Origin of the sequence: Nisaea sp. (assembly GCF_039990255.1) — a bacterium.
Taxonomy (GTDB): domain Bacteria; phylum Pseudomonadota; class Alphaproteobacteria; order Thalassobaculales; family Thalassobaculaceae; genus Nisaea.
This window is the reverse complement of sequence record NZ_JBDXGG010000018.1, coordinates 313278-338846: the sequence shown is the minus strand read 5'-3', so window position 1 is coordinate 338846 and position 25569 is coordinate 313278. Positions and strand designations below refer to the sequence as shown.

The 25569-nt window shown below is 58.3% G+C and carries 24 protein-coding genes and 1 pseudogene; 13 read left to right on the top strand and 12 right to left on the bottom strand.

Going from position 1 to position 25569, the window contains the following annotated elements:
• Positions 1-135 precede the first annotated feature (135 nt).
• Entirely contained in the window at positions 136-1182 is a 1047-nt protein-coding gene (locus ABJ076_RS11820; protein ID WP_348187475.1) for a hypothetical protein, read from the top strand.
• 156 nt (positions 1183-1338) lie between these two features.
• On the opposite strand, the gene ABJ076_RS11815 is transcribed toward ABJ076_RS11820, so the two are convergent.
• Complete coding sequence (locus ABJ076_RS11815) at positions 1339-1743, bottom strand: ester cyclase (RefSeq protein ID WP_348187477.1); 405 nt, start codon at positions 1741-1743, stop codon at positions 1339-1341.
• Positions 1744-1872: 129 nt separating this feature from the next.
• On the opposite strand from ABJ076_RS11815, the gene ABJ076_RS11810 reads away from it, so the two are divergent.
• On the top strand, positions 1873-2247 hold the full coding sequence (locus ABJ076_RS11810; RefSeq protein WP_348187479.1) for a VOC family protein: 375 nt from the start codon (positions 1873-1875) through the stop codon (positions 2245-2247).
• 27 nt (positions 2248-2274) lie between these two features.
• Here ABJ076_RS11810 and ABJ076_RS11805 read toward each other — a convergent pair whose 3' ends face one another.
• Both ABJ076_RS11805 and ABJ076_RS11800 read right to left on the bottom strand, forming a co-directional pair.
• The gene (locus ABJ076_RS11805) at positions 2275-2964 is read right to left on the bottom strand and encodes a glutathione S-transferase (RefSeq protein WP_348187481.1); all 690 of its coding nucleotides are present in this window, start codon (positions 2962-2964) and stop codon (positions 2275-2277) included.
• Positions 2957-3955 (bottom strand): rhodanese-related sulfurtransferase, encoded by a 999-nt coding sequence (locus ABJ076_RS11800; RefSeq protein WP_348187483.1) that lies wholly within the window; start codon positions 3953-3955, stop codon positions 2957-2959. The genes ABJ076_RS11805 and ABJ076_RS11800 overlap by 8 nt, the downstream gene beginning before the upstream one ends.
• A gap of 198 nt (positions 3956-4153) precedes the next feature.
• Between ABJ076_RS11800 and ABJ076_RS11795 the strand changes: the two genes are divergently transcribed.
• The 3 genes from ABJ076_RS11795 (at position 4154) to ABJ076_RS11785 (ending at position 6566) form a co-directional block, all read left to right on the top strand.
• Entirely contained in the window at positions 4154-5074 is a 921-nt protein-coding gene (locus tag ABJ076_RS11795) for a dihydrodipicolinate synthase family protein (RefSeq protein WP_348187484.1), read from the top strand.
• A 126-nt stretch (positions 5075-5200) separates the two neighbouring features.
• Positions 5201-5695: a DUF302 domain-containing protein gene (locus ABJ076_RS11790; protein WP_348187486.1), complete on the top strand. Its 495-nt coding sequence runs from the start codon at positions 5201-5203 to the stop codon at positions 5693-5695.
• A gap of 76 nt (positions 5696-5771) precedes the next feature.
• A complete protein-coding gene (locus tag ABJ076_RS11785; protein WP_348187488.1) occupies positions 5772-6566 on the top strand; it encodes an SDR family NAD(P)-dependent oxidoreductase in 795 nt (264 codons plus the stop codon).
• A gap of 22 nt (positions 6567-6588) precedes the next feature.
• On the opposite strand, the gene fliG is transcribed toward ABJ076_RS11785, so the two are convergent.
• Positions 6589-7611, bottom strand: coding sequence for a flagellar motor switch protein FliG (gene fliG / locus ABJ076_RS11780; RefSeq protein WP_348187490.1), 1023 nt, complete (start codon positions 7609-7611; stop codon positions 6589-6591).
• Positions 7612-7816: 205 nt separating this feature from the next.
• On the opposite strand from fliG, the gene ABJ076_RS11775 reads away from it, so the two are divergent.
• Both ABJ076_RS11775 and ABJ076_RS11770 read left to right on the top strand, forming a co-directional pair.
• Positions 7817-9028: an MFS transporter gene (locus tag ABJ076_RS11775; RefSeq protein WP_348187492.1), complete on the top strand. Its 1212-nt coding sequence runs from the start codon at positions 7817-7819 to the stop codon at positions 9026-9028.
• Positions 9029-9170: 142 nt separating this feature from the next.
• Complete coding sequence (locus tag ABJ076_RS11770) at positions 9171-9728, top strand: CIA30 family protein (protein ID WP_348187494.1); 558 nt, start codon at positions 9171-9173, stop codon at positions 9726-9728.
• Between the two features lie 74 nt (positions 9729-9802).
• On the opposite strand, the gene ABJ076_RS11765 is transcribed toward ABJ076_RS11770, so the two are convergent.
• The 4 genes from ABJ076_RS11765 to ABJ076_RS11750 form a co-directional block, all read right to left on the bottom strand.
• Complete coding sequence (locus ABJ076_RS11765) at positions 9803-10441, bottom strand: phytanoyl-CoA dioxygenase family protein (RefSeq protein ID WP_348187496.1); 639 nt, start codon at positions 10439-10441, stop codon at positions 9803-9805.
• Positions 10442-10477: 36 nt separating this feature from the next.
• Positions 10478-10666, bottom strand: coding sequence for a hypothetical protein (locus ABJ076_RS11760; protein ID WP_348187498.1), 189 nt, complete (start codon positions 10664-10666; stop codon positions 10478-10480).
• Positions 10667-10836: 170 nt separating this feature from the next.
• Entirely contained in the window at positions 10837-12000 is a 1164-nt protein-coding gene (locus ABJ076_RS11755) for an S-(hydroxymethyl)glutathione dehydrogenase/class III alcohol dehydrogenase (RefSeq protein WP_348187500.1), read from the bottom strand.
• A gap of 27 nt (positions 12001-12027) precedes the next feature.
• On the bottom strand, positions 12028-12684 hold the full coding sequence (locus ABJ076_RS11750) for a DUF1826 domain-containing protein (protein WP_348187501.1): 657 nt from the start codon (positions 12682-12684) through the stop codon (positions 12028-12030).
• A gap of 342 nt (positions 12685-13026) precedes the next feature.
• Here ABJ076_RS11750 and ABJ076_RS11745 point away from each other — a divergent pair, with 342 nt between their 5' ends.
• The gene (locus ABJ076_RS11745) at positions 13027-14181 is read left to right on the top strand and encodes an iron-containing alcohol dehydrogenase (RefSeq protein WP_348187503.1); all 1155 of its coding nucleotides are present in this window, start codon (positions 13027-13029) and stop codon (positions 14179-14181) included.
• 200 nt (positions 14182-14381) lie between these two features.
• Here the strand turns inward: ABJ076_RS11745 and ABJ076_RS11740 are convergent, their stop codons facing one another.
• Entirely contained in the window at positions 14382-14951 is a 570-nt protein-coding gene (locus ABJ076_RS11740; RefSeq protein WP_348187505.1) for a Pycsar system effector family protein, read from the bottom strand.
• A 181-nt stretch (positions 14952-15132) separates the two neighbouring features.
• On the opposite strand from ABJ076_RS11740, the gene ABJ076_RS11735 reads away from it, so the two are divergent.
• Positions 15133-15630, top strand: coding sequence for an XRE family transcriptional regulator (locus ABJ076_RS11735; RefSeq protein WP_348187508.1), 498 nt, complete (start codon positions 15133-15135; stop codon positions 15628-15630).
• 140 nt (positions 15631-15770) lie between these two features.
• Here ABJ076_RS11735 and ABJ076_RS11730 read toward each other — a convergent pair whose 3' ends face one another.
• Positions 15771-16790: an IS110 family transposase gene (locus ABJ076_RS11730; protein WP_348187511.1), complete on the bottom strand. Its 1020-nt coding sequence runs from the start codon at positions 16788-16790 to the stop codon at positions 15771-15773.
• A 582-nt stretch (positions 16791-17372) separates the two neighbouring features.
• Here ABJ076_RS11730 and ABJ076_RS11725 point away from each other — a divergent pair.
• The 3 genes from ABJ076_RS11725 to ABJ076_RS11715 all read left to right on the top strand — a co-directional run bounded on the left by ABJ076_RS11725 (position 17373) and on the right by ABJ076_RS11715 (position 21964).
• Positions 17373-18371: a toll/interleukin-1 receptor domain-containing protein gene (locus ABJ076_RS11725; protein WP_348187515.1), complete on the top strand. Its 999-nt coding sequence runs from the start codon at positions 17373-17375 to the stop codon at positions 18369-18371.
• Between the two features lie 81 nt (positions 18372-18452).
• Positions 18453-20663 carry an excinuclease ABC subunit UvrB gene (uvrB, locus tag ABJ076_RS11720; RefSeq protein WP_348187517.1) on the top strand — a complete coding sequence of 737 codons (2211 nt, stop codon included), beginning with the start codon at positions 18453-18455 and terminating at the stop codon, positions 20661-20663.
• Positions 20664-20986: 323 nt separating this feature from the next.
• Positions 20987-21964: a calcium/sodium antiporter gene (locus ABJ076_RS11715; protein WP_348187519.1), complete on the top strand. Its 978-nt coding sequence runs from the start codon at positions 20987-20989 to the stop codon at positions 21962-21964.
• A gap of 6 nt (positions 21965-21970) precedes the next feature.
• Here ABJ076_RS11715 and ABJ076_RS11710 read toward each other — a convergent pair whose 3' ends face one another.
• Both ABJ076_RS11710 and ABJ076_RS11705 read right to left on the bottom strand, forming a co-directional pair.
• Positions 21971-22333, bottom strand: a complete 363-nt coding sequence (locus ABJ076_RS11710; protein ID WP_348187522.1) for a dihydroneopterin aldolase — start codon at positions 22331-22333, stop codon at positions 21971-21973.
• Between the two features lie 2 nt (positions 22334-22335).
• Positions 22336-23160: an SDR family oxidoreductase gene (locus ABJ076_RS11705; RefSeq protein WP_348202625.1), complete on the bottom strand. Its 825-nt coding sequence runs from the start codon at positions 23158-23160 to the stop codon at positions 22336-22338.
• A 471-nt stretch (positions 23161-23631) separates the two neighbouring features.
• On the opposite strand from ABJ076_RS11705, the pseudogene uvrC reads away from it, so the two are divergent.
• Positions 23632-25539: pseudogene (uvrC, locus tag ABJ076_RS11700) on the top strand (excinuclease ABC subunit UvrC); the annotation flags it as partial.
• Positions 25540-25569: the final 30 nt, after the last annotated feature.

Here is a 25569-nt window from a genome sequence, read left to right as displayed (position 1 = left end):
CAATCCTTCAAATCGCTCAATCTGCAAGCCGGATTTGCCTTATGACTCGTCGGCTTCTTGATCCCTGATCCCAAATCTTGCATAAAAATCATGGTAATGATGCCAGTTGAAGGGGCAAAAAATGGACACTGCGCAATGAAAATGGGTCGAACTCTCGCAACCCTGCTTGCGACAATGTCTTTCGCGTCCCCCGCAGCCGCGCATATAAAGTGGTTCGAGCCCTTCGATGTCGCGGGCCAGCCCAAGTCTATCGACGCGGTACTGAGCCCCACATTCGTAATTTTCTTCCTGATCTCGGTCGCCCTTGTCTACCTGTTCTTCGTGGTCGACCGCATAGCGCTGCGTCGCGGCATCCTGGATGCGTTCCACCAGCGACTGAAGGTCTTCGACGGGCTTTCGATCCTGATTATGCGCGGGGCGGCCGGTCTGTTCTTTGCTTCGGCGTGGGCCATGGCCACATTCGGCAGTATCAGCTTCTATCTTGCACCGGAGCTGGCAGCCGATCAGGACTGGGTGCCCTGGTTCCAACTCGCCATAGCGCTCTGCGCACTAAGCCGGTGGACCACACCACTGCTGGGTGCGGGAATTCTGCTGCTCTACGCGCTTGCGCTGCACCAGTACGGCGTTTTCCATCTGATCGACTACCTGATCTTCCCGGCCGTTGCCTATTTCTTCTTGGCAACAACCAGCACCTCAGATAGCTGGAAAAAGTCCGGCTTTGTGACTCTCTATGCTGTCACCGGGATCAATTTTCTCTGGCTTTCGATCGAGAAATTCGCCTTTCCGGATTGGACCTATCCGCTGCTGGCCAAACATCCTGGGATTCTGATGGGCATCGACCCGGAGATCTACATGGTGCTGGCCGGGTTCGTGGAATTCGTGATCATCTTCACCTTGCTGGGCGCGGCTTCGGTGGCGACCCGCTTGATCGCCTTCGCCTTCCAGACCCTGTTGGTCCTCGGGATTTTCGAGTTTGGACTGGTTGATGCCGTCGGCCACCTGATGATCAATGCCGTCCTGTTCGTGCTGATCGTTCGCGGCCCGACCGACGCGCGTAACATCCTGGTGCTGTCTACAAAATCGCCGCAGATGGAGGCCTATTTCATGACCGGTCTCTATTATCTCGCCTTCGTCAACGCCTTCATCCTTTACTATGGTCTCCATGCCTTGTTGTACGGCTGAGGTATTCCCAGAACGCCGGCGTTGCGCCTTGATCAACGCCCAGCGATGAATGCCGCGACGGATTAATTCCAACGGCGCCCGCGGCTAGTTTCTAAGCGCTCATTGATTGGAGGTGACACGAGAACGGATCCGTGTCTCCAGCTTTACATGATCGCTCTATCCGGTTTTAAGGGACTGTACGACCAGCGATAGCGTGTTCAGCCCCCAATGCTCGATATATTTGCCGTCGCTCAGGCGGACAATGTCATAGACATTGATCTCGACCGCACGCCCCGTCGCCGGAACACCGGCAAGGATACCGGTATGCCGCGCGAGAATACGCTTGCGGGTCGAGACTTTGTCGCCTTCTTCCAGCTGATCGTCGATCTCGACCCGGATATCCGACAGCCCGGCATGCAGCAGCTTGAAAATCGCGTTCCGCATGCTGTCGATACCACTGCCCATCCCCGGAATTGTCGTGTGGTTTACGAATTCCGGGTGAAAAAGCTCTTCGAAGACACCCTGATCACCGCCCGCAAGGCAAACATGATTGAAGCGCTGAACGATTTCTTTATTCGTCATTACAATTCCCAAATATTGAAAGCCGAACGTGGGCTCTGAGCCGCCACATTATAAACAAGTTTTCACTTGCTTAATTTTCTTCGAACGCCATGCTCCAAGCGATCCTCTCAGGCTGCAGGCAGAGCAACGATGAAATTTACTCGCCACGGTATCATCCTCTTCACCGATAACTATGATCGCTGTGTCGAATTCTATACTGGCACGCTCGGCCTTCCGGTGATGTATGCGAAGGATGAGCCCGGATCGCATCTCACCTGCTGCGCCTTTGGCGACGCATACTTGATGATCGAGACCGGCGGGCCGCCTCCAGCCGCACGGAAAAGCCTGGAGCAAAACCCGACAAAGCTCCGTTTCAATGTCGAGGATGTAGAGGCCGCCGCTGCGGAACTACGCGCCAAGGGAGTCGTGGCGGAGATCGAGACCTTTTCCTGGGGCACCATCGCCAACTTCACAGATCCGGACGGCAATCTCTGCTCGCTCCGCGATGAGGTCAGTTTTCATTAGGATCGCGCACGCCGTAATCTGAAAAATCTAGTCCAGCAACCTCTGCACCACAGCGGCGTTCGCGCTTTCCCTGCGGCGGATGATAAGCTGAAAAAGCTCCGAATTCAGGTGACCAGCGAGCCAGGTTTGTAGATCTGTCAGAGGCTGGGCATCGAACCATACCCGGTCAGTATTGGCGAATTGGCGCACGAACGGAAAAATCGCGAAATCCGCAAGGCTCGACCGATTTCCAAACAGATTAGTCTGGTCTTTCAAACGCTCGTTTAAGCGTTTCAGAAAAACCGCCCCCGCGCTTCGATGGTACAGAGGGTCGGTCTCGGGACCGTAGCGAACCGCATACTTGTAGCGATCAAGGTGATGTTTGAAGCTCCCATCGCTTTCGGCAATCAGCGCTTCCATCTCCGCCACGCTACCGGTCTCCGGTGTAAGCCAACCTTCGGGATCGTGACGTGCCAGCGTCCACCGCATGATGTCCAGGCTCTGCTCCAACACCTGCCCGTCAGGTAAATGCAGAACGGGGACCGTACCTTTTGGCGAAAGCTCCAGCATTTTCGGCGGCTTATCCCGTAGGACAACCTCATGAAGCACGCAATCCTGTCGACTTATCGTCAGGGCCAGCCGGGCACGCATGGCGTAGGGACAGCGGCGGAATGAATAGAGGACCGGAAGTTGAGCGCCTGCTCTCTCCGGGCTTGCGATGGCCCGATCTTCAGTCACCGGCATCCCCGGAGCGGGCTGACGGCGTTTTATGTGCCGCACCAATATGCTTGCCCCCCCGCTGCTCCGCCAATTCCACCTGACGCTCACGCTCCTCGAAGCGCTTCTTCTGACTGGCGTCACTGGTGCTGTGACAGGACGGGCAAGAAACACCCGGAACATAGAGAGACGAAGCCTTGTCCTGCTCGTCAATCGGCCTTCGGCAAGCATGGCACATGTCGTAGCTGCCGAGTTCGAGGCCGTGCTTTATGGAAACGCGCTGATCGAAGACGAAGCACTCCCCTTCCCACAGCGACTCTTCCGGGGGAACGGTTTCGAGATATTTCAGAATCCCGCCCTTCAGATGAAAAACCTCTTCGATACCCTGCTGCTTGACGAAGGCCGTCGCCTTCTCACAGCGAATACCGCCGGTACAGAACATCGCCACCTTCTTGCCACGCACGGCATCGGGAGAGAGGCTCTCCTGATCCCTGAACCAGCCCGGAAACTCACGAAACGTCGTCGTGTCCGGATCGATGGCGCCCTTGAAGGTGCCAATCCCGACCTCATAGGCGTTCCGTGTATCGATCAGGATGACATCCGGGTCGCTGATCAGATCATTCCAGGCGTCGGGCTCGACATAGGTGCCGACCGTTTCGCGCGGATCGATGTCCGGCACGCCCATCGTGACGATCTCTTTTTTCAGCCGCACCTTCATGCGGAAAAAAGGATTCACATAAGCGAAGGATTCCTTCAGCTCCAGATCGTTACAGCCGGGAATGCTGCGAATATAATCAAGCGTTGTCTCGATGCCGCTCCGGCTGCCCGCGATGGTGCCGTTGATGCCTTCGGGCGCCAGCAAAAGCGTGCCGTACACATCGGCCATCCGGCAGGCTTCCAGCAGCGCCGGCTGACGGGCTTCGAAATCCGGCAAGGAGGTGAATTTGTAAAGCGCCGCGACCACGAATGGGGCATCGTTAACAGGTGCAGCTTTATGTGACGCGTCCGTCAATTCAGGAAGCTCCTTCAATCCTCGTCTTCAGTTCTAATGCGCATGCGGCGGTGTGATGACGCCAAATTCAATCCGGCGCCAGAATCATATCCCGAGATCATATCACAGACGACGTAACACACTGCGTGGATCGGGCAGTGACACAGCCCCCGGATCGGCTAATCTTGCGCGCAAAAGAAATGAGGGAGGAAAAACACCATGACTAGCAAACCGTATTCCGGCATCTGGCCGGTCGCCCCGACCCCGTTCACGGACAATGGCGCCGTCGATTTCGAGAGCATGAAGCGCGTCATCGACTGCATGGTGGACCAAGGTGTGGACGGCATCTGCATCCTCGCCAATTTCTCCGAGCAGTTCCTGCTAAACGATGCTGAACGGAGGGACCTGACCAGGCTCTGCCTTGAGCACACGGCGGGCCGGATTCCGGTGATCGTCACAATCTCCCATTTCTCCACCGGAATCGTCGAGACACGCGCCCGCGAGGCGGCTGCAATGGGCGCCGCCATGGTGATGATCATGCCGCCCTATCACGGCGCTGCTCTGAAGGCAGACGAGACGGGCATGTTCGAGCATTTCGAGCGCGCGGGCAAAGCCGGCGGCATCCCGATCATGGTGCAGGATGCGCCGCTCTCCGGCGTTGTCCTCTCCGTACCCTTCCTAGTGCGCATAGCGAAAGAGATCGAGCAGGTGAAACTGTTCAAGATCGAGGTACCCCAGGCTGCGGCAAAGCTCCGCGCCCTGATCGAAGCAGGGGGCGATGCGATTGAAGGTCCGTTCGATGGCGAGGAAGCAATCACCCTGCTCGCAGATCTCGATGCCGGCGCCACTGGCTCCATGACCTCTGCCATGATCCCCGACCTAATTCGCCCCGCCATCACCGCCCACCTAGCGGACGACCGGGCAGAAGCGAAACGGGTCTATGAACGCCTGCTGCCGCTGATCAACTTCGAGAACAGACAATGCGGCTGGCGTGCCAGCAAGGCGGTGATGAAAGAAGGTGGCGTGATTACGTCAGAGCATGTGCGGCATCCGGTGGCGCCGCTGCATCGGGAGACACGGGCGCAGTTGCTGGAGTTGGTGCGGGAGGTAGATCCAGTTGCACTGAAGTGGGGGAAGTAAACTGACCTCCCAGTCTCCCACGCTCATAAATATTCAATGACGGGAATGTGACTCTTGAACTGCGAGAAACCGAAATAAGATTTCCGTCAGATTGCAAATCTGACAATCAAGCTCGGGAGACCATTTGTGAGTCACAAACTGCACACCAGCATTCTCGCTGTTCTATTTCTTGGCGTCATCACCTTGGCTCCCGGTCTCGCCAGGGCCGATGGCAACGGGATGATCGTCAAGACGAGTGACTTCGGCGTGACCAAGACTCTCGACCGCCTCGGCATCGCGCTGGAGCGGGCCGGAATTACGGTCTTTGCCCGGATCGATCATGCCAAGGGCGCAAAGAAGGTCGGGATGGAGCTGGCGCCGACGGCCCTGATCATCTTCGGGACACCAAAGATCGGCACGCCGCTGATGCAGTCGAACCCGCAGATCGGACTGGACTTGCCCTTGAAAGCGCTCGCATGGCAGGCGGCGGACGGGTCCGTGAAGCTCGGCTATACCGATCCCGCGTGGCTGGCAAAGCGCCACGGCATCGCCGATCGGGACGCGGTCTTCAAGAAAATGACCGGGGCCCTCAACAAGTTCACGAACATGGCGGTCAAAAAGGGCGGTCTGCCGAAAGAGTAGGCACGCCCGCAATTTGCCAACCGCTCCGAAGTTGAGGAGACTACGCCCACACAAAACCTATGGGCGGGGAATCCCAATGCGTTTGAAAGACAAGGTCGCGATCATCGTCGGCGCTGGGCAGCAACCGGGCGAGACCGCCGGGAACGGGCGGGCCGTTGCCCTTCGCTTTGCCGAGGAAGGCGCGAAACTGCTGCTGGTCGACGCGAACGCGGACTGGGCCGGGGAAACCGCCGCACTCTGCCGGGAGTCAGGGGCCGAGGCGGAGGTCGCTGTCGCCGACATCACCCGCGAAGGCGACTGCCGCCGCATCGCCGAGGCCTGCGTCGAACGCTTCGGACGCATCGACATCCTGCACAACAATGTCGGGCGGTCACGCGGGGACAAGCCGACGCCGGATATGGAGGCGGACATGTGGGACGAGCTCATGAACATGAACCTCAAGGGCATGTTCATGACCTGCAAGCACGTGCTCCCGGTCATGCGGGAGCAACGTTCCGGCGTGATCCTCAACATCTCCTCGACCTCGTCTATCGCCGCCCGGGGCACCGTTACCTACAAGACCAGCAAGGGCGGAGTGAACACCATGACCCACCATATCGCGATGGAGAACGCGCCCTACGGCATCCGCGCGATCTCGATTCTGCCCGGCCTGATGGATACGCCGATGGCGATCGAGCGGCGGGCAAACGAAACCGGGAAGTCTCGCGACGAAATCCGTGCCGAACGTGCGGCGGGCGTGCCGCTCAAGGGCCATACCGGAACTGCTTGGGACGTGGCCAATGCAGCGCTGTTCCTGGCCTCGGACGAGGCTGGGTATATCACCGGAATCTGCCTGCCGGTGGATGGCGGGATAACGGCGAATGTTGGGTAGAGAGAGTGTCGGCTAGCCCGCGTCAGTAAACCAGCTCGTCGTCGCCGCCGGAGCCGCCAATCACCAGCTCGCCTCTGTCGGCAAGATCCTTTGCCGCCGTCACCATGGCGGTCTGCGCGTCCTCCACATCCTTGAGGCGCATTGGGCCGAGCGACTGCATGTCCTCACGCAACAGCTTGGCCGCACGTTCCGACATGTTGGAGAAGAACAGGTCTTTCAACTCCTCCGACGCGCCTTTCAGCGCGATGGTGAGCTTGTCCTTGTCGAGTGCGCGGAGCAGGGTCTGAACTCCGGCTGGGTCGACACGTGAGAGATCCTCGAAGGTGAACATCAGGCTGCGGATCTTCTCCGCACTGTCCTTGTTGCGCTCTTCCAGCGCAGACAGGAAGCGGGACTCGGTCGCCCGGTCAAGATTGTTGAAGATTTCAGCCATCATCTCGTGGCTATCGCGCCGATTGGTGCGGGCAAGATTCGACATAAACTCGGTGCGCAGCACGCGCTCCACGTCTTTCTCGATATCCTTGTTCACCGCCTCCATGCGGAGCATGCGCATGACAACTTCCATGGCAAAGTTTTCCGGCAGGATCGACAGCACCTTGCCGGCATGTGCCTGGCCGATCTTGCCAAGGATCACGGCGACAGTCTGCGGGTATTCATTCTTCAGGAAGTTCGCGAGAACCTGCTCGTTCACATTGGCGAGCTTGTCCCACATGGTCCGCCCGGCAGGACCACGGATCTCTTCCATAATATCGCCGACACGTTCGCCGCCGAGCACCTTGGTCAACAGCCGCTCGGTCGAATCCATAGAGCCGACGAGCGAGCCGGTCGACGAAACCTGTTCCGCAAATTCTACAAAAAGGCGTTCGACGATGTTGGAACTCACCGTACCGAGCCCCGCCATGACCTGAGAGACTTCCTTGATTTCCTCATCGTCAAGCAGAGAGAACAGCTTACCGGCTTGCTCTTCGCCAAGAGACATCAAAAGGATGCCAGCTTTTTCCGGCCCGGTAATGCCGCGATAATCCTCGCGAATGCGCATGCCCATATGGTGTGCCTTCTCTGCGGGGGTACCGAAATGATGGACTAGATTACAGCAAACACCATAAAAGTAATCATAACTTTAATAAAATGGGTTTTCCGCGATCATCTGAAAAATCCGACTAAGGGAGGGACCGAAATCCCGCGCAACAATCGGATATCTCGAAACCGCACCGGTGCGTATCACCCGGCTAAACGTTTTGGAGATACACATGTCCGTCATTCATCGCCTTGCTGGAGCCGCTTACGGGACACATCTCGGCGATCAGATCGCCCTTGTCTCCGTTCCGCTTGTCGCCGCGCTTGTTTTCAATGCCTCCGCCGAGCTCATCGGTATTCTCGTCGCTTGTCAGTCCGTGGCGCATCTGCTGGGCTCGATCCCCTTTGGTGTTCTGGTAGACCAGCGGCAGCAACGTAGCCTCGCCATCGTCTCTTCCGTGATCTCTCTTTTTGGTTTTACGTGCGCCGGGCTCGGCGTCTGGGCCGGTAATGTTGTCTGGTTCGGGGCAAGCATAACCTTGGCCGGGTTCGGCACCGTCCTGTTCGCCCTCACCGCGCTGTCGATCCTGCCGAAAACCGCACCGCCATCCGGGCTGGCCCGCGCAAATGCTTCCATCGAGACACCCCGCGCGATCTGCAGCTTCATAGTTCCACTCATAATCGGTCTGGTCGTGGCCAAGGTTGCCGCCCCGCTGATCTATGTCGCCGCCGCATGCGCGGCCCTGGGCGCACTGCTCTTCACCGCGTCCCTGCCAACATTCGAGACATCCCAGGCGCCGCACGTCTCCCGGATCACACAGATTCTTGAGGGCGGGCGCTATGTCGTGGCGCACAAGCTGCTGTTGGCCATCTCCTTCTGCGCAATCTTCTGGAACCTTGCCTTTGCGGCCCTGCTCGTCGTGTTGGTGCCGACCATTCGGGACATATATCAATTCAATCCCGGCAGCTTCGGCGTGGCCCTCTCGGCCTTCGGGTTGGCGGCAGCCACAGGCACCTGGCTGTCCGGCCTCATCGCGGACAAACTCGCCCCGAGCACGGTCCTGCTGTTCGGGCCCGGCAGTTCGGCCATCGCCGCCGCCTGCCTAACGCTGATTGGGCCGGGAAGCCCTGATTACCTAATGCATGCATGCTTCTTCGGCCTGGGCTTCGGCCCCTCGATGTGGCTGAACGCTCAGAACTCGGTTCGCCAGCTCGTCACACCTCCCGCCTTGCTCGGAAGGGTTAACGCAGTAATCCAATCCGCCATTTACGGCATCCGCCCGCTCGGCGCGCTGATCGGCGGCGCCGTTGCCGGCGCCGCGGGACCGGAGGTCGGGATTATGTTCGTGGCTCTGGCGTTTGCCGCATCTTTCGCGGTGTCGCTGTTCAGCGGATTACGGCGCATCGAGAGTTACGAGAGCCTGACGGCGCCAGAAGCCGCATGACCTCAATTCATACACTCCTCCGCCGGTATATAAACTTATGTCGCCCTCAAACATGGCCACCCTCGGGGTGGCCACCGCCTGCCAGACGACTATTTACGTTAGTGACCCGGCAATCCCCAGACCGGAAGCGGAAAATCGGAAGATGATGAAACGGACCTTTCTGGCCCTCGCGGTAATGCTCGCAATTTCCCCCGGGCCAGGCGCCACAGCTGAGAAGCTCATGATCGAGACGTTCGACGACCGTCCGGAGACACGCTGGCGTTTCATCGCCGATACTGTGATGGGCGGGGTGTCGACTGGCGAGGTCGATTTCCGCACGGAGAACGGCATCTCCTACGCGCGTCTGACCGGTAGCGTCAGTACCGAGAACAACGGTGGCTTCATCCAGTTCCGCACAACCCTAGGCACGCCGCCACCTGATGGAACGGAAGGCGTCAGGCTCAGCGTGCGCGGCAATAGTCAGCGCTATTTCGTCCATCTCCGCACCACCGGCACCCTGTTGCCATGGCAATATTACCAGGCAGGCTTCGAGGCGGGGGCGGAATGGGCCGAGGTCCGGCTGCCACTTGCGGCTTTCGAGCCCTCTGGCTGGCTGCTCGCGGACACACCCGGAGCAGCGAGCCTGACCTCCATCGGCATCGTTGCTTTCGGGCGGGATCACGAGGCGGAGATCGAGGTGCGGGAAGTCGGGTTCTATTAGTCTGGTCTGTAAATCTGACCGCCCCCTGCTCAGCGGTTTGCTGGGAATGACCCCGGAGAGACATGGGATACGCGTCAGTCTTTCCCGACCTGTTGCGCGAAGAAAGAAGCGCCTTTCGGAATGACCGGGGTCTCTATATCGAACTGTATCGACCGAATACGGCCGGGCTCGGCCCCGCGCACGATCCGCCCCTGATGCGGGCTGGGCACCGCAACAGGCGATAGAGGCGCAGCGTCGGCCGCAGCATATGTCACGATATAGAGTGTTCGTGCCGCAGAAGAATTGTTGGCAGTGGAGGCATGCGCAACACGGCTGTGCATCAGGCAGACGGCGCCCGCCGGACCAATGCAGGGCACAGCCTCGGCGGCGAAACCGCTGGCAGCCGAATCCGGGACCGCGCCGATAAAGACGCCGTCCTGGAAGTGCGAGAGCAGCGGGCCCCGGTGAGATCCTGGCGCGATCATAAGGGGGCCGTTTTCCTCGGTCACGTCGTCGAGGAACAACAGGGCCGTCAGCGTGTCGTCGTTGGAGTGCGGATCGAACGGAAAGTCCTGATGCCACTTCACAATTGTTTTGGTCAGCGGCAGCTTCGAATTCACTTTGGCGTGGTGGAAGCGCACGTTAGAGCCGAGAAGATCCGCCGCCATATCGGTCATCGCGCTGTCAAAGGCAGCGGAAGCGTAGGTCTCTGAAATGTCGGTTGGCGACGCCACCCGCCGAAGCGACGGATGATCCGGCGCATGATCTTCTTAGATATCGAAGCGCGGACGCCCGTCACAGATCTGGCCGTAGGGCGCGTCATACGCACGGCTCTCCTCGACCCAGTCGCCGAATTCTGCCTGAAGAGCCGCGAGCACGTCCGCCGATACGGCATTCTCCACTACGATCGCACCGTCACGGCGGAAGATTTCAATCTGATCTTCCCTAAGAACGCCCATCCCATGACCTCCAGGACGTAAGATTTCCCCGACGGCGAGTTGCCGATTAGAGGTTCGTTATAGCCTCTGACAACGCAGTGACGGGTAAATCTTACGCAATGTCCGTGGGTCGCGGAAGCTTGGTAGTCTGTTTCACTGTTTCCGGAATAAGCCACCTACCCCCTAAATTCTTACTCGGGCAGCACCATTCCCGGCAGTGTGTTGACTGTCATGGTTTCTTGCGGCTGGAAGTGGATGACTGATCGGATTGATTCTCCAGCCTTCAACAGGTCGAAGGCTGTATTGATCTGGCCATGGTTCATGTGGTGCGTGATGTAAGGGTCCACACTGAAATCACCGCGCATCCATTCATCGACCATGCCCGGCAATTCGCTGCGGCCCAAGACGCCGCCGAAAGCGGTCCCGCGCCACACCCGTCCGGTGACGAGCTGGAAGGGCCGTGTTGAAATCTCCTGGCCCGCACCGGCCACACCGATGACAGTACACTCACCCCAACCTTTATGGCAGGATTCCAACGCTGCACGCATCAAATCAACATTTCCGACCGCCTCGAACGTATAGTCCAGCCCGCCGCCGGTCATCTCGATCAAAACGTCCTGAATCGGAGCACTATGGTCCCTCGGATTGATGCACTCAGTCGCGCCGAGGGATTTCGCCAGCAGGAATTTCGACGGGTTGACGTCAATGCCGATGATCCGCGACGCACCGTTCATCACGGCACCTTGAACCACGGCCATTCCGACCGCGCCCAGACCGAAGACAGCAACGGTCGCGCCCGCTTCAACCTTTGCCGTATTGCGCACCGCGCCCATACCGGTCGGCACCGCGCAGCCCATAACAGACGCTTTGGACAGGGGTGCTTCTTTTGAGATCTTCGCCACGGAAATCTCGGGCAAGACAGTATATTCGCTGAATGTGCTGGTGCCCATATAGTGCAGGATCTGCTTTCCCTTGTACGAAAAGCGCGATGTTCCGTCCGGCATCACCCCGGCACCCTGGGTTTTTCGGATGGTCTGGCAAAGATTGGTTTTACCTGACTTGATGTATGGGCAGTCGGGATCTTCGGGAACATAAAGCGGGATCACATGATCGCCGGGCACCACAGACGTAACACCCTTACCGACCTCTTCGACGACACCGCACCCTTCATGGCCGAGGACGCACGGAAACAACCCCTCAGGATCCTCACCCGACAGTGTGAACACGTCAGTGTGGCACAAGCTGGTTGTGACAATCCGAACGAGAACCTCACCCTCTTTCGGGCCTTCAAGATCGATCTCTTCAATTTCCAGCGGGCGGTTGGGCTCCCACGCAATGGCTGCGCGTGTCTTCATCTTGGGTCTCCAGTTCAAAAAAACAAATCAGTGCATGAGTCTGCGATCCGGGTGAGCCTCCGGATCGGCAACGGGGTCAAGGACGAGCACAAGGCGTGTCTCGCCGGTTCCTGCGATGGGTGGAGAGCGGTGCTGTAGCCCGGCATCCGGACTCTCCGGCCAAAGCCTCCCGCGCAGCAGGATCGGCGCGCCGGTCCCAGCGGTGAAGACGCGCCTCGGCGCGGCATCGCCGGCAGCATTGCCATAGTGCGTACCGGTCCCCCGATAGGTGCAGATGAGACGGGCCGTGACGGCATCGATGTGGAACTTCCGGCAGGAGTTCGTTGTGACCACATCGAACCGCAGGCGCAGATAGGCCGTATCCATCAATCCCGCAAAAAGGTTCGCAAGGGCTGCCGTGTCATCCACCAGCATCTGCCGCTCCGGACAATCCGGCGTGCCGCATGCCTCGCAGATCTGCGTCACAGCATCGTGCACATCCTCCACCCGAAGAATGACGCGCGCTTTAGGCAAATTACTCGGGGGCAGCATGTCGATCCAAGACTGAAATCCTGCCAAGGGAAGCCGCTGCCAAACGGCCGCGGCACAATCCGGCCGCTGGATAATCGACAGCCCCTCGGGACGATCTACCACGCCAACACCGATGGCGGTCTCTTGTCTCACAAGCTCTCGGACGATTGTCATGCCGCCACCATCGCGGCCGAGGCAAGGACAAGGGTCGCTCGTGTGTCAGTCGTATCGAGATTCGGGGCGCCGCCGCGCAAGCGTGACGGTGAGTTTGCGGCTTGCATACGCGATAGCTCCTGCAATTGACCGTATAGTACAAATGCAATGTTATACTATAACATAACAAATCAACAACCTCCTGCTGCATGACGCTCGGTGAAGAATGGCGTTGCTACCGGCATTGCAAGCGCCTTTCGAAGTTGGCGCGGCACGTACTTTCGCGTACGTCTAAACTGCAAAATCGAATGAAATATGCCGTGCTCGAGGCTCTTCACTACGCGGCATTCACGGGGAAACATCATGGACAGCTTCCGCTTTCAGACGACTGGGTCAGTGCTCGCCGAAATCGACGGCACGGCAAAGATCGGCGCGTTTCTGGCCGACCGCGGCTGCCGGAAGGTCGCGTTCGTCACGGATGCAATCATTCTCGAACATGGATTGGCCGAAGCTGCGCTGGATGGAATTCGGAAGGCCGGGCTGGAGGTCTGGATATTCTCGGATGTGCAGCCCGACCCGCCGGAAGCGATGGTCCTGGCCGCTGTAGAGTCCGCGCGGGCTGAAGGTGTCGATTGCGTGGCGTCAGTCGGCGGCGGATCGTCTCTGGATACCGCGAAACTCATTGCCGTACTTCTGAATACCGACCAGCCGATCAGCGAGATGTACGGCGTTAATCAGGTCCGGGGTGAAAGGCTGCCACTGGTGCTCGCACCAACGACTGCCGGAACAGGCTCGGAAGTGACGCCCATCTCGATCGTAACCACCGGCATGAACGAGAAGAAGGGCGTCGTCGCCCCGCAACTTCTGCCGGACTTCGCGGTTCTCGACGCCGAACTCACCGTGGGATTGCCGGCTCCGGTTACCGCCGCGACCGGGATCGACGCGATGGTTCATGCCATCGAGGCCTTTACCTCGAAGCGCCTGAAGAACGTGGTGTCAGACTGCCTGGCCAAACAGGCGCTGGAGCTGTTAGGCGCAAACATTGAAAAGGCGTGTTTCACACCGGAAGACCGGACCGCACGGTCGAATATGCTCCTTGGGTCAATGCTGGCGGGAATGGCCTTTGCCAACGCACCGGTCGCCGCCGTCCACGCATTGGCCTATCCGCTCGGCGGGCACTTCCATGTGCCGCACGGCCTCTCGAACGCGCTCGTTCTGCCCTATGTGCTGGAATACAACCTGCCGGAAGCAGCATCAGCTTATGCCGAGCTCGCGCCTTTGATTTTCCCCGACCTCGCCGGTAAGCCGGAAATGGCCCGTGCGGAAGGCATGATCGACAGCTTCCTGGCACTCGGCCCGAAGCTCGGCATGCCATCGCGCTTGTCGGAGGTTGGCGTGAATCACAACCACATTCCGATGCTGGCCGAAGACGCGATGAAACAGGAGCGTCTGCTTATCAACAATCCACGGGAGATGACGTTTGAAGCAGCGCGGGACATCTACACCAAAGCGCTCTAGCGGCTTAGGCCCTACCCGCCCCGCATGCCATTATCTCCTGAATGCCCAGCTTCCACGCCAAGGATCTGCAGATCGGCTTTTTGATCAGGCGACTGGTAACGCCGCGGGGAAGCTGCCGTTTTCAGTGCCATACGCTGCGGATTTCGATGCGGGATTTACCCTTGTTCTTAGATCAGTTTTTAACCCGTCGTTGGCCGTGATCAAAAAATGAACATGAAGAAGAACAGACTCACAGCGATGAAAAGAAAATAAATCGAAAAACTGGCGATCAGAAATTTCGTCGTCGCGATACGCGATACAATCCAAATTTGCGTCGCGAGATCGGACTCCACGTCATCCAGACTATTTTCGACTTCAAACTTGCGCGTCAGCGACCGCCCATATGCCTCAACGCTGTGATGCATCGCAATGTCGCGGAAATAAACAATGCCGTATTCTCCGGGACCCACCCCATCGCGGCGGAACATCCTGTTTATCCAGTTCACGCTGCTAATTCTTAAGGATCTTTTTGAGACAGAGGGGATGAGTGCCAGAGATGACAGCATAAAAGACGCCGTCAACAGCGACACAATCAGAGTGTCCTGTATCGGCAGATTGCCAAACTCTTGAGACGCCACGATCTCCCACGTATTGCCCTGTTCCCCGAACAGGTACCGAAAGTAAGAGATCAAAAGCGTAAAACTGGCCCCGGCAATCACAACGCATTTTGCATCGCCATACCGAACCGAGTTTCCAACCTCTCTCAGCTCACTCAACAGGAAGCTTTTCACAGCATTTTCTCGCCTGAGGCCAACAACAATAGCGTCATATAATCAATTAGTTACAGGGACGCCAGATCATTCTATCGGCATCTGGCATTAGGGTGATCCAGGCAAGCATGCGGCATATGACAAGATCGATGTGACGAAGGTCTGAATACACGGCGCGCTGGAAAGGCCGGAGAAGGAGCAGATGATGGAAATACGCCCGATCAAGACCGAGGTCGACCATGCGGCAGCGCTGGCGCGGATCGACGCCCTGATGGATGCGGCGCCGGACAGTTCCGAAGGCGATGAACCCGACGTGCTCGTCATTCTGGTGGAAGCGTGGGAGGCAAAACACACCCCGATCCCCGCAGCCGATCCGGTCTCGGCCATCCGCCACGCCATGGAAGCGCAGGGCTACCACCAAAGCGACCTCGCCCGCCTGCTAAATTCCCGCTCCCGGGCCAGCGAAGTACTACTCGGCAAACGTGAGCTATCGAAGGCGGCGATGTGGCGACTGCATACGGAGTGGAAGGTGCCGGCGGAATGTCTGATTGCGCCGCGTGAGACCGCTGATTTTGAATTAAGTCGTGTGTTGTCTAATCGCGGCCTCTTTCGTCAAGCACCGCGTTTTCGTTCCCGCCGGTATCATGGTTGTCTCCGCGGTCTGTTGAGCCTTTTGGTGTTTGTTTGGCTCGCCGCATGATGGCTTCAGAAGGCTTGGGCTTCCCAATGTCCCAATTGCGCGTTTCCGTTGATGGTCGGACGCACACACACTGGCGGGTTTGGCCCGCGCCTCTCGTCCGGCGGGGACGAAGCTGGCAAATGGTCCTCAGTCACTCCTGCTCATGCGGCGCTGCATCGGAAGGTGGTGCCGTCGGCCCAGAGCCGGTGCAGGATGGTGGCGAGTTTGCGGGCGAGCGCCACGCGTGCCTTCTTCGGCCCGACGCGCTTGACCAGCCGCGCCGCCCAGGCCTTTGGGGCGGACCACTTTCGGATCCGGCAGAGCAAGCTGTTGGCAGCCTCGTAGAGCATATGCTGGGCGAGCGCGTCGCCGTGTTTGGAGATCCGGCCCGACCAGGCTGTTTCCCCCGACTGATGAGTTCGAGGCGTCAGGCCAAGATAGGCGCCAACGCTGCCCGATCGCTTGAAGCGCGCCGGATCGTCGATGGCGGTGACGAAGGCTAGCGCCGTTATCGGCCCGACCCCGGGCACGCTCATCAATCTGGTGCAGACCGGAGAGGTGGCGGCCACATCCCGTATCCGCTCCTCCAACCCGTCACTCTGTTCAAGCAGCGTGCGCCGGACTGCCAGCAGCGGCTCTATCGCATCCTGCAGCAGCGGTATTTCCTCCAGAAGGCCCCGGACCCTTGTCTCGAAGCGTTGCTTTGCCACGGCCCCGACAGCAAGGCCGAAGCCGCGCAGCAGGGCGCGGATCTGGTTCTCGATGTCCCGGCGCCCCTTGGCGAGTTGCTGACGGGCGAGCAGCAGGCTGCGGATGATACGTGTCTCCGGCCGCTTGGCAGCCACCTCTCGGTACCAGCCGGTACGGGCCAGTTGCGCCAGACCCTCGGCATCGTTGGCATCGGTCTTGTTCATCAGGCAGGACAGCGCCGCTTTGGCCCGGCGCGCATCCACGATCACCGCCGGAACAGCGCGCAGGGTCAGCTCCTGGTGCAACCAGCTCGACTGCCCGCCCGTCTCCAGCACCACGACCGACGCTGCTGGCGCCAATTCGCCAAGCACCACGGCCAGCCGCTCCGGCTCCGTCGGCACACGGCTGCGGGCCAGTACGGCACCACTCCCGTCCACAACGCAGATCTCGGTCTCTTTCAGGGACACGTCCAATCCGACATACTGTTCCATGGTCACGCTCCTCTCATGGCCTATTGGGGCTGCTCAATACAGACCCCGTATTATAGACCCGGAGCGTGACCAGCCGCGATTACGGCCATGTCCCCTTAATTCCGAACCGCCACCCTCCCGTCCAACATCACTCAAGGGAGAGAACAGGCCGAACGTGAGGCCAATCACCACCGTGTCTATCGCGAAGCCGACGATCCAAAAAACCGGCGGTATGAAGAAAACCAAAGACAACAGCAGCAGGTTTCTGAGTCTCAAACCGGGAAACAGAACCGGCTCGGTCACGAGGGAGATCAACAGGCGGCGAGGATCGAACATTGGACCAATCTGACAGATGTTTTTATCGCCCAATTTAGTGGGATTAGGTGCTGTGTCCCCATAATTCCCTTAATTCCCATTATTTCGCCCAAAGTGCGCGGCAATAACCAGCGCTATTTCGCTTAATTTCCTTGGACCCAATTTTTGCTGAATTTTTAGTGTTTGGACTCCTGTTGGCATCATCATTTATTGTAGAATAAATAGTATTAATAACATCGGGGAATTAGGTGCGTGCCGCCTTAATTCCTCAGCAATGCAAGAGAATAGATGATGGTAGAATTACGCCCGAAAGTCTTCATATGCCATTCAAGTAGTGACAAACCGATAGTACGCAAACTCGCATTGGCACTGGAGACACGCGGAGCGCAGGTGTGGCTTGACGAATGGGAGATGCTAGTCGGGGACTCTCTACTGGAAAAAATTCCAAAAGGCATCGACACTGCTGATTGGTTGATTGCCGTTATCTCGGCAAACACCGTCGGCTCAAAGTGGGTTCAAGAGGAACTTAAGATTGCCACCATGAGAGAAATTGAAGATGAAAAAGTATTTATTCTTCCCGCAGTTGTCGACAACTGCACTATACCACCATTTCTGAGATCAAAAATATATGCAGACTTCCGAGAATCATTTAAAATAGGACTCGATATTCTCTTAGCGCGTATTCTTCCAAATCACCAAATTCGCCCCTCTTTAAAGCCTTACATTGTTAAACTTCACTCGTGGATCATAGATATAGACGACAATCGTGAAGGACATGCAAAACTAACCTTTAATTCGATTATTGTACCGGTTAGACCCGACGTATCATCTATAGAATTGCTAGACTTAACGCCTGGATCGCCAAATTTATTACTTGAAAACATAAAATTATCTGACTTCGATAAAAGTCAAATGAATTACTCACTTACTAACATTGGAGGGACTGGGGCTGTAAAAATAAAATTAAAAAACAACATGATTGAAGGAAAAAAATATAATGTAGAAATGAAATTTGACCTGAAAGGCACTTTTTCTGAAGAAAATCAAAGTTTCATACAAAGAATATTTCATCATATTGACGGAAAATTTCACGTACTTGTTTCAACCCCCAAGCAACTACCAATAGAAAGAGAAACTGTTTCTGCAAAAATATCGATCGATGGAAAAGAAATAAATACTACCAATGATGTTTATATATCGGCCGATTCAACCATTATTGAACACGAAATACTCTACCCAGAAACAGGCAGTTACTACGTGCTTGAATGGATAAGAGTTGGATGGTGAAAATGTTAAATTTCGTGTGCTAGGCACCAGGCTCAAACCTACTCACTTCCCCCACGCCTCTCCACCCCCTACATTCCCCTCATGAGCACCCAACTCGACGATCCTCGCCCGCAGCCGCTTTACGGCGCCGTGAAGCCCGACCTGAAGTCCGACGCGGCGCCGCAGGATCGGGGGCATCCGTTTGAGATCGTCTCGGAATACAAACCGGCGGGCGATCAGCCGAACGCGATTGCGGAGCTGATCGGCGGGATTACCCAGGGCGAGATGGATCAGGTGCTGCTCGGGGTTACCGGCTCGGGCAAGACCTTCACCATGGCGCATGTGATCCAGCAGGTGAAACGGCCAGCCCTGGTGCTGGCGCCGAACAAGACCCTCGCCGCGCAGCTTTACGGGGAGATGAAGAGCTTCTTCCCGAACAATGCGGTCGAGTATTTCGTCTCCTATTACGACTATTACCAGCCCGAAGCCTACGTCCCGCGCACGGACACGTTCGTTGAGAAGGAAGCGACGATCAACGAGCAGATCGACCGGATGCGGCACTCCGCGACGCGCGCGCTGCTGGAGCGGGACGACGTCATCATCGTCGCGTCCGTGTCCTGCATCTACGGTATCGGTGCGGTCGAGACCTACGGAAAGATGACGGTCAATGTGAAGACCGGCAGCACCATCGACCAGACCAAGCTGATGCGTCAGCTGGTCGAGCTTCAATACAAGCGCAACGATGCCAGCTTCCATCGCGGCACCTTCCGGGTGCGCGGGGACAGCATCGAAATCTTTCCGGCCCACCTTGAGGATCAGGCCTGGCGGCTGTCGCTCTTCGGTGACGAGGTGGAGAGCATCCAGGAATTCGATCCGCTGACCGGACACAAGTCGGCCGAGCTGGAGCAGGTCCGGATCTTCGCCAACAGCCACTATGTGACGCCCAAGCCGACGCTGCATCAGGCCGCGAAATCCATCAAGCAGGAACTGAAGCTGCGGCTGGACGAGATGCACAAGGCGGGCAAGCTGCTGGAAGCGCAACGGCTGGAGCAGCGCACCGTCTTCGATATGGAGATGATGGAGGCGACCGGCTCATGTGCCGGGATCGAGAACTATTCCCGCTATCTCTCCGGCCGCAATCCCGGCGAGCCGCCGCCGACCCTGTTCGAGTATCTGCCCGAGAACGCCATGCTGATCGTGGACGAGAGCCACGTCACCGTGCCGCAGATCGGCGCCATGTATAAAGGTGACTTTGCGCGCAAATCGACGCTGTCCGAATTCGGCTTCCGGCTGCCCTCCTGCCTCGATAACCGGCCGCTGAAGTTCGAAGAGTGGGAGGACATGCGGCCGCAGACCGTGTTTGTCTCCGCCACCCCCGGCCCGTGGGAGCTGGACCGTACCGGCGGCGCCTTCATCGAGCAGCTTGTCCGGCCGACGGGCCTGATCGACCCGGTCTGCATCATCCGGCCGACCGAAACCCAGGTCGATGACGTGATCGCCGAATGCAAGACCTGCGCGGCGCTCGGCCAGCGGGTGCTGATCACCACGCTGACCAAGAAGATGGCCGAGGCGCTGACAGAATATATGCACGAGGCCGGTATCAAGGTGCGCTACATCCATTCCGACGTGGACACGCTGGAGCGGATCGAGATCATCCGCGACCTCAGGCTCGGCATCTTCGACGTGCTGATCGGCATCAACCTGCTGCGCGAGGGGCTGGATATCCCGGAATGCGCGCTGGTCGCCATTCTGGATGCGGACAAGGAAGGCTATCTGCGTTCGAAAACCTCGCTGGTGCAGACCATCGGCCGCGCCGCCCGGAACGTCGAGGGCCGGGTGCTGCTCTATGCCGACAAGATGACCAACAGCCTGCAATATGCCATCGACGAGACCAACCGGCGCCGGGCCCGGCAGGAAGAGTATAACCGTGAGCATGGCATCACGCCGGAAAGCGTGAAGAAGAGCATCGGCGACATTCTGGAAAGCGTCTACGAGCGCGGCGACCATGTCACGGTCGAGACCGGCTCCGATGAAGGCGATCTGATCGGCAAGGACATCAAACAGGTCATCGCCGAGCTGGAGCAGGCCATGCATGCCGCCGCCGCCGATCTCGAGTTCGAGGAAGCCGGCCGACTGCGCGACGAAATCAAGCGGCTGGAAGCGGCAGATCTCGGCATGACGCTGGACGGCAAGCCCCTGCCCAAGGGCGCCGTGGTCCGGGTCAAGGGCCCGGTGCAGCCCCCAAAAGGCAAGCCGGATAAGGGCAAGTCATCCAGACGCGGCTCGGGGCGCGGCTCCGGCCGGCGCCGGTAACGCCGACATGGTTAACATCTCCTAGCGTCGAGAATCTCGTAAATCGACTAAAAAGCTGCATAAAAGCAAAGAGTTCGACGCGATCCATTTTGTCGCCGCCCGCTGCGCTGGGAATACCTCCTTAAGCCATCAAAGTGATTGAAAGCACCGGCCAAGGTCTAATATCTAAGGACGGTCATTTAGGCCCACCCTGGCCTGCTGCCAAACTGGGGTGTCCGGGTCTGTCCCGAATCCGATGTTGGCTATCGTCCTTGGAAGGCTGTTTCCGTGACAGCAGAATGTCGTCATAAAATGCCGCATTGCATGCATCTGGGAGTTCCCGCTTGATTGCCCCACTCGCTTTTTCCATCGGCGGACTCGTACTCCTGCTCGTTGCTGCGGAGATCATGATCCGCGGCGCTGTCGGCGGCTCCCGCATTCTGAAGATCTCACCACATGTGATCGGCCTCACGGTCATCGCCTTCGGCACTTCGGCACCGGAACTCTTCGTCAGCCTGAAAGCGGCACTGCACGGACATGACGGCATCGCCATCGGCAATGTGGTGGGCAGCAATATCGCCAACATCCTGCTTATGATCGGCACCGTCGGGGTGATCTTTCCCTTTGCCTGCGGCGATCCGGCGCTGCGGCGCGACGGGTTCGTCCTGCTGGGCTCCACCATCGTCTTCGTGATCTTGTGCCACTGCGACGTGATCGACCGCTGGCAGGGCATCATCATGCTCTCCGTGCTGATCGGCTATCTAGCCTATTGCTACATCAGCGACCGGCGGAGCTGCACGAATGACGAAAGCATCCATGCCAAGGAAGTCGATGAATTCGACAATTTGCCGGACACCCTCCCAAAAGCGGCGCTCTATACCATCATCGGGCTGGTGGGCGTGGCCTTAGGCGCTCAGTTACTCGTCAACGGCGCGGTAGATGTCGCCCGGCTGCTCGGCGTCTCGGAAACGGTGATCGGTATCACCATGGTCGCCCTCGGCACCTCCATGCCGGAGCTGGCGACCACCGTGGTTGCCGCCGTACGCCGTCACAATGACGTCGCCCTCGGCAACATCATCGGCAGCAATATCTTCAACACGCTGGGCATCCTCGGCGTGGTCTCGATCGTCACACCACTCGATATCCCGCCGGAGATCATGCATATCGATATCTGGGTGATGCTGGCCGTGACAGTGGTTTTCGTCGCAGCGGCGCTCGGGCTGAAGACCCTCAACCGGCCGCTCGCGGTTCTGTTCTTCGCCAGTTACGCACTTTTCACCATCGGCCAGTTCACCGACCTGACGGCACTGTTCACCAGCTAACGCCCCTTAGCGCTCATACAGCAGGCTAAAGCCGACCGCCTCGCAATCCTCGTAGACATCGGGTTTGCGCGTGGTCACGCGAGCCCGGCGCACGACCGGACGCTCCGCGATCATCTGAACGATGGCGTGGCACAGGGTTTCCTGCAGGTTGAAACGGCGGCGCTCCACAAGCTCCAGGATCTCGGTACGGACAAAATCATAGTCCAGCACCCGCTCGATGGAATCGGCGGTGCCGGTTGGGTCGACATCGACATCCATCTCGACGCTGACGAGTACCCGCTGCGGCTTGCCCCGCTCGAAATCATGGATACCGATATCCGCGATCACCGCGAAATTCTCCAGCAGGATCCTTGCGTTCGTAATCGGCACGCTTAGCGGTCTCCCCGGCTCGGAATATCTGGATGCCCTATAAAGGCTATGTCGCGCGGCATAGCTTGCAAGACCTGACCACCATCGATGGTGATGCACTGTCCCGTGAATGCCGGAGCGGAGAGAATGAAACGCAGCGCCGCCAGTATCTGCTCCGGAGAGGAACCGCGTCCAAGCATGAGGGACGCCTGGGAGCTTTCAAACTCCTCCTGTGTCTGCGGCCCGCTCGGCAAGGTCACGCCGGGCGCGATACCGGCCACCCTGATATCCGGCGCCAGCTCCATCGCAAGCATCTGCGTCATGCCGTGGAGCGCGAATTTGGTCAGGGAATAGGAAAGATAGTCCGGATTCGGGCCAAAAACCTTGTTATCCAGCAGGTTCACGATGCAGCAATCGGTGCGAGGCTCAATGCCATCTGCGGCCTGCCTGCCTACTATTTCGGCAAAAGTTCGCGAAAGAAGCGCCGGCGCCCGAACATTGACTGCATGATGCCGGTCGATCAGTTCAGCGGTCAGGCTGCCCAATCGGTCACCCTCGAACAGTGCGGCATTGTTAACCAGCAGGCCCAGCGGGGGCGCACCTTCGCTCGCGCGGTCAATCAGACGTGTAACAGCGGCCGGGTCAGAGAGGTCACATTGTATGGCCTCGGCGGTGCCACCGGCGGCACGAATCTCGCCAACCAGGCCCTCCGCATTCCTCTCGGAGCCGTTGAAATGCACCGCCACATGCCAGCCATCCGTGGCGAGCCCACGGCACAACACCGCGCCGACACGGCGGGCACCTCCGGTCACAAGGGCTGTCCTTTTTTCAGCAGCGTTTCTGATCATCTGGAAACAGGCTTCACTCATGCGGTCAAAATCAGCTTTGCAGACCCTATCCTTGTGCGCCGGGCGCGAAAAGCCACGAGTGCGTTAGGGCAATTTTTTTGCACATTTTGCATCAATAGCCACAAAAGACAGGAATGTGTCACGACTCCGTCACAAATAGTGACCGGAATCAGCGCTCTAAAGCAATTTTTATTGTATATCAATTAGTTATCTAACATGCTCAAATTTTGAGCAAAACGGACAAACTGAGAGAAAGTGGGCCTTCGAACCCTGCACACAAGACTTATTCACAGCCTTGTCCACAAATATCGGGGATAGAGTCCGGATTGATTTCATTAACCATATTCGCCGCTTGAGACTTGCTGGCGACATCCCGTTTCCGGCGATGATGAGATCGGTTACAAAGGCGCTATGTCGACAATAAAACCCGAACCAGACCTGCCGGAACAGACTTCTTCAGCGGAGCCAAAAGCGGACATCGCGCGGGGTGTGAAGGTAATCCAGCAGCAGGTCAAACTGTTGCCAAATGCACCCGGCGTCTACCGCATGCTCGATGCCGCCGGCGACGTGCTCTATGTCGGCAAAGCGCAAAGCCTGAAAAAGCGGGTCTCGAACTACACCTTTCCGGCCAAGTTGCCTCACCGCATCTTCCGCATGGTCAGCGAAACGATCCGCATGGAGTTCGCGCGCACCCATACCGAAGTCGAAGCACTGCTGCTCGAAAGCAACCTAATCAAGAAACTGCGGCCGCGCTTCAATGTGCTGCTGCGCGACGACAAATCCTTTCCCTATATCCTGCTGACCGGCGATCACGACTGGCCGCAATTGGTGAAGCATCGCGGCGCCCGTAATCGCAAAGGGGACTATTTCGGCCCCTTCGCCTCGGCCGGTGCGGTGAACCGCACCATCACCGCCCTGCAGCGCGCCTTCCTTATACGGAACTGCACGGACGCAACCTTCGCCAGCCGGACCCGGCCCTGCCTGCAATATCAAATCAAGCGCTGCGCCGCCCCTTGCGTCGATTACGTTGGCAAGGAAGACTATGCCGAGCTGATCGATCAGGCGAAGGCCTTCCTGACGGGCTCCAGCAGGAAGATTTCGCAGCAACTTGCCGAGCGCATGCAGGAGGCAAGTGACAGTCTCGATTTCGAAAGCGCTGCCCGCTACCGGGACCGCATCCGGGCGTTGGCCCATGTTCAGTCGCATCAGGACATCAATGTCGAAGGCGTCGAGGATGCGGACGTCATGGCGCTGCATGGCGAAGGCGGCTCCGCCTGCATTCAGGTATTCTTCTTCCGCGGCGGCAGCAACTACGGCAACCGGGCCTATTTCCCGAGCCACGACAAGAGCATGGAGCCTGGGGAGATTCTGGCTGCCTTCATTGGCCAATTCTACGACAACAAGCCGCCGCCGAAGCTCGTGCTAGTGAGCCATGACATGCCGGAACAGGAGTTGATCGCGGAAGCCCTTGGCACCAGGGCCGAATGCAGGGTCGAGGTGTTGCGCCCGCAACGCGGCTCCAAGCGCAAGTTGATGGAGCATGCGCTGTCAAACGCCAAGGAAGCTCATGCGCGACGGCTGGCCGAAAGCGCCTCCCAGCGGCGCCTGCTTGACGGGCTCGCAGAAGTGTTGGATCTGGACGGCCCGCCGGAGCGGATCGAGGTCTACGACAACAGCCACATCCAGGGCACCAACTCGATCGGCGCCATGATCGTGGCCGGGCCCGAAGGGTTGATGAAGAACGCCTATCGCAAGTTCACCATCCGAAACGTGGTGCCAGTGGATGTCCCTTTGCCCGAGGTACCCGAGACCGATGAGAACGGCGACGCGCCGGTTCAGGCCGGAGACGATTACGCCATGATGCGGCAGGTGCTGACCCGCCGGTTCAGCCGGGCACTCAAGGAGGACCCGGACCGCAAATCCGGCAACTGGCCAGACCTGGTATTGATTGATGGAGGCCAGGGCCAGTACACGGCCGTTCGGGAGGTGTTCGATGAACTTGGTATCGAGGATGTCGCCCTTGTCGCCATAGCGAAGGGGCCGGACCGGGATGCCGGAAGGGAAAGATTCTTCTCAGGGAAGCGCGCGCCCTACTCCCTGCCGATCAACGATCCGGTGCTGTATTTCCTGCAGCGTCTGCGGGACGAAGCACACCGCTTCGCTATCGAGACACACCGGGCAAAGCGGACCAAAGCCATCGGCCAGTCGAAGATCGATGAGGTCCCCGGGATCGGCGCCAAGCGCAAGAAGGCGTTGCTGCATCATTTCGGCTCAGCACGCGAAGTTTCCCGCGCCGGACTTCAGGATCTCGAGGCGGTCGACGGTATTAGCAAAACTGTAGCCAGAAAAATCTATGATTTCTTCCATGACGAGGGCTGATTGGTGTAGCGTCTCGGCAATTGAACAGGA

Coding starts and splice junctions, on each gene's coding strand:
- ABJ076_RS11820 (WP_348187475.1), top strand. CDS start 136: ATGAAAATGGGTCGAACTCTCGCAACCCTGCTTGCGACAATGTCTTTC.
- ABJ076_RS11815 (WP_348187477.1), bottom strand. CDS start 1,743: ATGACGAATAAAGAAATCGTTCAGCGCTTCAATCATGTTTGCCTTGCG.
- ABJ076_RS11810 (WP_348187479.1), top strand. CDS start 1,873: ATGAAATTTACTCGCCACGGTATCATCCTCTTCACCGATAACTATGAT.
- ABJ076_RS11795 (WP_348187484.1), top strand. CDS start 4,154: ATGACTAGCAAACCGTATTCCGGCATCTGGCCGGTCGCCCCGACCCCG.
- ABJ076_RS11785 (WP_348187488.1), top strand. CDS start 5,772: ATGCGTTTGAAAGACAAGGTCGCGATCATCGTCGGCGCTGGGCAGCAA.
- fliG (WP_348187490.1), bottom strand. CDS start 7,611: ATGGGCATGCGCATTCGCGAGGATTATCGCGGCATTACCGGGCCGGAA.
- ABJ076_RS11775 (WP_348187492.1), top strand. CDS start 7,817: ATGTCCGTCATTCATCGCCTTGCTGGAGCCGCTTACGGGACACATCTC.
- ABJ076_RS11770 (WP_348187494.1), top strand. CDS start 9,171: ATGATGAAACGGACCTTTCTGGCCCTCGCGGTAATGCTCGCAATTTCC.
- ABJ076_RS11760 (WP_348187498.1), bottom strand. CDS start 10,666: ATGGGCGTTCTTAGGGAAGATCAGATTGAAATCTTCCGCCGTGACGGT.
- ABJ076_RS11755 (WP_348187500.1), bottom strand. CDS start 12,000: ATGAAGACACGCGCAGCCATTGCGTGGGAGCCCAACCGCCCGCTGGAA.
- ABJ076_RS11750 (WP_348187501.1), bottom strand. CDS start 12,684: ATGACAATCGTCCGAGAGCTTGTGAGACAAGAGACCGCCATCGGTGTT.
- ABJ076_RS11745 (WP_348187503.1), top strand. CDS start 13,027: ATGGACAGCTTCCGCTTTCAGACGACTGGGTCAGTGCTCGCCGAAATC.
- ABJ076_RS11735 (WP_348187508.1), top strand. CDS start 15,133: ATGATGGAAATACGCCCGATCAAGACCGAGGTCGACCATGCGGCAGCG.
- ABJ076_RS11730 (WP_348187511.1), bottom strand. CDS start 16,790: ATGGAACAGTATGTCGGATTGGACGTGTCCCTGAAAGAGACCGAGATC.
- ABJ076_RS11725 (WP_348187515.1), top strand. CDS start 17,373: ATGATGGTAGAATTACGCCCGAAAGTCTTCATATGCCATTCAAGTAGT.
- uvrB (WP_348187517.1), top strand. CDS start 18,453: ATGAGCACCCAACTCGACGATCCTCGCCCGCAGCCGCTTTACGGCGCC.
- ABJ076_RS11705 (WP_348202625.1), bottom strand. CDS start 23,160: ATGATCAGAAACGCTGCTGAAAAAAGGACAGCCCTTGTGACCGGAGGT.